General features: G+C 77.3%; 5 protein-coding genes and 2 pseudogenes. All 7 read right to left on the reverse strand.

The window, feature by feature from the left end; translation table 11 throughout:
* Positions 1–161: 161 nt before the first annotated feature.
* Positions 162–560 carry a YccF domain-containing protein gene (locus FA014_RS17780; RefSeq protein ID WP_154730962.1) on the reverse strand — a complete coding sequence of 133 codons (399 nt, stop codon included), beginning with the start codon at positions 558–560 and terminating at the stop codon, positions 162–164.
* 100 nt (positions 561–660) lie between these two features.
* Positions 661–1,737, reverse strand: coding sequence for a lipoate--protein ligase family protein (locus FA014_RS17785; RefSeq protein WP_154730963.1), 1,077 nt, complete (start codon positions 1,735–1,737; stop codon positions 661–663).
* A gap of 10 nt (positions 1,738–1,747) precedes the next feature.
* On the reverse strand, positions 1,748–2,551 hold the full coding sequence (erm, locus tag FA014_RS17790) for a 23S ribosomal RNA methyltransferase Erm (protein WP_154730964.1): 804 nt from the start codon (positions 2,549–2,551) through the stop codon (positions 1,748–1,750).
* A 283-nt stretch (positions 2,552–2,834) separates the two neighbouring features.
* A complete protein-coding gene (locus tag FA014_RS17795) occupies positions 2,835–3,311 on the reverse strand; it encodes an NAD-binding protein (RefSeq protein ID WP_419178437.1) in 477 nt (158 codons plus the stop codon).
* A pseudogene (locus FA014_RS20830) lies at positions 3,288–3,712 on the reverse strand (NAD(P)-dependent oxidoreductase); the annotation flags it as partial. The pseudogene FA014_RS20830 and the gene FA014_RS17795, both read right to left, overlap by 24 nt.
* A gap of 91 nt (positions 3,713–3,803) precedes the next feature.
* Complete coding sequence (locus tag FA014_RS17800; RefSeq protein WP_154730965.1) at positions 3,804–4,676, reverse strand: sensor domain-containing protein; 873 nt, start codon at positions 4,674–4,676, stop codon at positions 3,804–3,806.
* Between the two features lie 37 nt (positions 4,677–4,713).
* A pseudogene (locus FA014_RS20235) lies at positions 4,714–5,007 on the reverse strand (hypothetical protein); the annotation flags it as partial.

Consider the following 5,007-nt stretch of genomic DNA (forward strand, 5'->3'; position numbering starts at 1 on the left):
CGCCCGCGTCCCGGGCGGCGGGGCGCTCGCGGCGACCGCGCTGGCCACGGCCGTCCTCGGCGTGGGCGCGCTGCTCGCTGTGCTCGGGCACGCCGCGGGCTGAGGCGCACCCCGGGCGCGGTCCGGGGCGGGTGCCCGCCGACCCCGCGCCCCCGCCGGGCTCAGTGCCCGTACGCCGCGAACGCCCGGTCGGTCGGCACGATCTCCTTGCCCAGCGGCACGAGGGACACCGGGATCATCTTGAGGTTCGCGATCGCCAGCGGGATGCCGACGATCGTCACCGCCTGCGCGAGCGCGGTCGTCAGGTGCCCGATGACGAGCCACCAGCCGGCGACCAGGATCCAGATGACGTTCCCGATCGTCGACATCGCGCCCGCGGTCGGCCGGTCCACGATCGTGCGGCCGAACGGCCACAGCGCGTACGACGCCATGCGGAACGACGCGATGCCGAACGGGATGGTCACGATCAGCACGCAGCAGACGATGCCCGCCACGACGTAGCCGAGCGCGAGCCAGATGCCGCCGAACAGCAGCCAGATGATGTTGAGGAGCGCCTTCACCCGCCCAGCGTGGCAGGCCGCGGCGCCCGGGCGCATCCGGGGTCCCCCCGATCCGACCCTGGTCCTGCGGCGCGCCGGGTCCGGGTCGCTGCCGCCCGGGTCACGGCACGCGCGCGGTCCACTCCGGGTTGCCGAACTTCTCCTCGACCAGCTGCTGCGCCCGCTCCAGCTCCTCGGGCCGCAGGTCGCCGTCGACCGTCCGGTACCGGGACCGGAAGTGCGCGATGAACGCGTCGATGACCTGCTCGCGCGGCAGCCCGGTCTGGGACCGCACCGGGTCCACCCGCTTGTTCGCGCTGGTGGTGCCCTTGTCGGACAGCTTCTCGCGGCCGATCCGCAGCACCTCGAGCATCTTGTCCGCGTCGATGTCGTAGGCCATCGTCATGTGGTGCAGCACGGCGCCGCCGGCCAGGCGCTTCTGCGCCGAACCCGCGATCTTGCCCGCCGGGGACGCGATGTCGTTGAGCCCGGAGAACGTCGCGGTGACGCCGACGTCCGCGAGCGCGCCGATCACCCAGTCGTCGAGGAACCGGTACGACTGCTCGAACGACAGGCCGTCCACCAGCGACGCCGGCACCACGAGCGAGAACGTGATGCAGTTGCCGGCCTCCATGAACATGGCGCCGCCGCCGGAGATCCGCCGCACCACGGTGACGTCGTGCTTGGCGACGCCCTCGGGGTCGACCTCGTTGCGCAGCGACTGGAACGAGCCGATGAACACGGCACGCTCGTCCCACTCCCAGAACCGCAGGGTGGGGCCGCGCCGGCCGGCGGCGAGCTCCTCGGTCAGCACCTGGTCCAGCGCGCCCAGCACGGCGGGCGGCAGCGGGCCGGGGTGGATCAGCTCGAACGTGTGGTCCTGCCAGGACGTCGCGTGGCCGAGGGCGCGCCGGACGGCGATCGCCACCGCCTCGGGCGTGAACCCGACCATCTGCACCGGGGCGTCGAACCGGCCGTCGGCCTCGGCACGGCGCAGGCCGTCCTCGATCGCCGTCGTCAGGTCGGCGACCCGCGCGTCGGCGGGCCGACCGCGCAGGGACTCGTCGATAACCGCCAGGGCGGCGTCGGGCTCGAGGAAGAAGTCGCCGCTCACGCTCACCTCGGTGAGCGTGCCGCCTGCCACCTCCACGTCCGCTGCCACGAGCTTGCCGCCGGGGACCTTGTACTCGCCACGCACGAGGTCGATCCTAGGCCCCTGACCGGCGTGGTCGCGGGCGGACGGTCCGCGCCGTCGCGGGGTGCACCGTCCGCCACAGCGCGGTCCACTGCCCGGGGCGCAGGTCCCGGGGCAGCGCGCGGGCCGGCACGCCCGCGTCGGCGAGCGCCCGTCGGGCGGTGCGGGCGGGCACGCCGGCCGCCCGGGCCAGCACCTGGTCCAGACCCCGGCCCGCGCCGGTGAACACCGCACCGACGAACCGCTGGTACCCGGCGCGCTCCGCGGGGTCGACGAGCGGGCGCTCGCGCCGCGCGACGGTGAGCAGCCCGCCGTCCACCGACGGGCGGGGCCGGAACGCCGCCGCGGGCACCCGGCCGTGCAGGGCGACCTCGAACCACGGGTCGGTCTGCGCGGTGAGCAGGGTGCGGCCCCCGACCCCGGCCCGCTTGCGGGCCACCTCCCACTGCGTCAGCAGCACGGCGTGCCGCCAGCGGCCGTCGTGCAGCAGCCGGCGCAGCAGCGGCGTCGTCAGGTGGAACGGGATGTTGCCGACCACCACCGGCCGGTCGAACGGCACGCGCAGGGCGTCCGCGCACAGCACGGTGGCCCCGGGCGCGCGGGCGCGCAGGCGGTCGGCGCGCCGCGGATCGACCTCGACCGCGAGCACGTCGCGGCCGAGCGCGGCGAGCGGCCGGGTCAGCGCGCCGTCGCCCGCCCCGATCTCGAGGACGGGCCCGTCGGTGGCGCCGACCAGGGCGACGACGGCGTCGACGGTCGGGCGGTGGTGCAGGAAGTTCTGGCCGAGCTCGTGCCGGCCGCCGTGGGGGTGTCGCACGGGAGGTGCTCCAGTCGCTGGCAGGACGGAGCACCCGGAGGGGCGGAAGGTGGTGGGTTCGGCCCGGCTCCGGGTGCTCAGGGCATCCGGAGGAGGCGACCGGTCGGACGTCCGGCCGCGCTCAGGCGGCCCAGGGGCGTGCGACGGCCGCGGCGGCCGTGCTGCTCAGCGTTCCCATGCGGGCGACGGTACGGGGTCCCCGGGCGGGGGCGCACCGGGATTTCCGGGGCGCACGGGGGGAAGGGCGCGGTGCACCAGCAGCACCGTGCCCGGTCCCTGGAGGTCAGCCCTCCGTCGAGGTGTAGTACGTCGCCGCCATGTCCTCGTCGGTGCGGCCCTGCGCCGCCGCCCGGTCCAGGCGGGCGGAGAACGCCTCGGCCCCGTCCAGCCGCAGCCCGCGCTCGCGCGCCGCGGCCACGATGAGCCGCGCGTCCTTGCCGGAGGTCCCCACGGCGAACGCGGCCGGGCTCAGCCGGTCCTCCCGGATCAGGTCCGTCTTCACCCGGAGGAAGGGGGTGTCGAGCGGGCCGCCGTCGAGCACCTCGAAGAGCCGGTCGGGATCGACGCCCAGCGCCTCCGCGAGCGCCAGCACCTCGCCGGCGGCGTTGGCGACGGTGATGACCCAGCTGTTCACGACGAGCTTGAGCCGGGTCGCCGAGCCCGCGGCGGCGTCCTCGCCCGTCCAGACGGTCCGCGCGCCGATCGCGTCGAGGACCGGAGCCACGACCCCGCGCACCGCGGCCGGACCCGCCGCGATCACGACGAGCGTCCCGGCCTCCGCGGGCTGCCGGGTGCCGGACACGGGCGCCTCGACGAACGTCACGCCGAGCTCGCCCGCGAGGGCCGCGAGCGCCGGGGTGTCGTCCACGCCGACCGTCGTCGACTGCAGCCACACCGCACCCGGGCGCAGGCCGGGGCGGCCTGCCGGATCACCTCGGCCACCGCGGCCCCGTCGTGCAGCATCGTCAGCACCACGTCCGCGCCGTCGACCGCCTCGGCCGGCGAGCCCGCGACCGTGGCGCCGTCGGCGGCCAGCGGCTCGGCCTTCGCCGCGCTGCGGTTCCACACCCGGACGGCGTGCCCCGCCCGCAGCAGGTTGCGCGCCATCGCCGCGCCCATGATCCCGGTGCCCAGCACCGCCACCGTCCGTGCGTCGCTCATGGGCCCATCCTGGCCCCGGCGCCGGGCGCGGGCCCGCGGGGGGTGCCCGGCGCCCGCCCCGCCCGGCGTCCGGTCCTCGCGGCCGCCCGCCTCAGCCGATCCCCGCCAGCGCCCGCTCCGCGCTGCTGCGCGCCACGCCGGCCAGCGTCGCCGGGTCCGCCGGCTCCGCCGCCGGGTCCACCCCCGACGCCGTGGTCGTCACCAGCGCGTTGCCGGCGAGGGCCGTCACCTCGACCTCCGGGCTGGTGGCGCCCTCCGCGCTCAGGGCCAGGGTGCGCACGACGGTGGGGACCGCGCCGTCGTCGGTCGTCGGGGGGTCCGCGGTCCACGCGCCGCCGTCCGTGCCGGGGTTCGTCTGCTGGTAGGCGTCGCAGTCCTCGAGCGTGCCCACGAGCACGTCGAACGCCGCCCGCGCGGCCGCCGCGTCGGGCAGCACCAGGACGGACTGGATCACGGTCACGGCGTCGTCGCTGGCGAACCGGCGCAGGAACACGTCGGGCTCCCGCTCGGTGGTCGTGACGGCCGGCGTGCAGGAGGACGGCTCGACGGTCGACCGGTCCGGCAGCCCCCAGCGCGCCTCCTCGGCGTCCGCGAGCGACTGGCCCGCGGCCATCGGCACCGCCCGGGCCAGCTCGTCGTCGGTGAGGAACAGCGCGGGCGCCGAGGCGGCGTCGAACGCGGCCCCGCCGCCCGTCGGTGCCGGGGTGGCGGTCGGCGAGGTGCCGGCGGTGGCGGTCGCGGTGGGGGTGGCCGTCGCGGCCGGTGCGTCGTGGCGCGGCTGCGGCGCGGGCGCCCACGGCCGCCACGCGAGCAGCACGCCCGCGGCGACCGCGAGGACCAGCACCAGCAGCCAGGGCCAGGCCCGGTCCCGGGCCGGCGCGGGACCGCCGGGTCGGTCGGACCCGGGTCGGTCGGGTGCCCGGTGGCCGGGGCTGTCGGCGGACGGGGGCACGGGTGCCGTCATCGAAACTCCTCGGCCGGGTGCGCTGTCCCGCGCCACGCTATTGCGGGCCGCTGCCGGGCGCGAGAGGGCGGCGCGCGGCCGCCACCAGGCGGGTGACCTGCGCGGCGGCCCCGGCGAGGTGCGCGGCGGTCGTCGCGGGATCGAGCGCCTCGGCGAGCGGGAGCGGCCGCGGGTGCACCGGCAGCACCGCGTCGAACGGGCCGGGCGGGTCGTCAGCGGCGAGGTCGACGGAGCCCGCGTCGTCCAGGTCCGTGCGCAGCTGGTCCCGCTCGCTGCGCAGCTGGTCCACCTGCCCCGTGAGCGTGTTGCCGATCGTCTCCTCGAGCGGGCC

Origin of the sequence: Cellulomonas hominis (genome assembly GCF_005239125.1) — a bacterium.
Lineage (GTDB): Bacteria > Actinomycetota > Actinomycetes > Actinomycetales > Cellulomonadaceae > Cellulomonas > Cellulomonas hominis_A.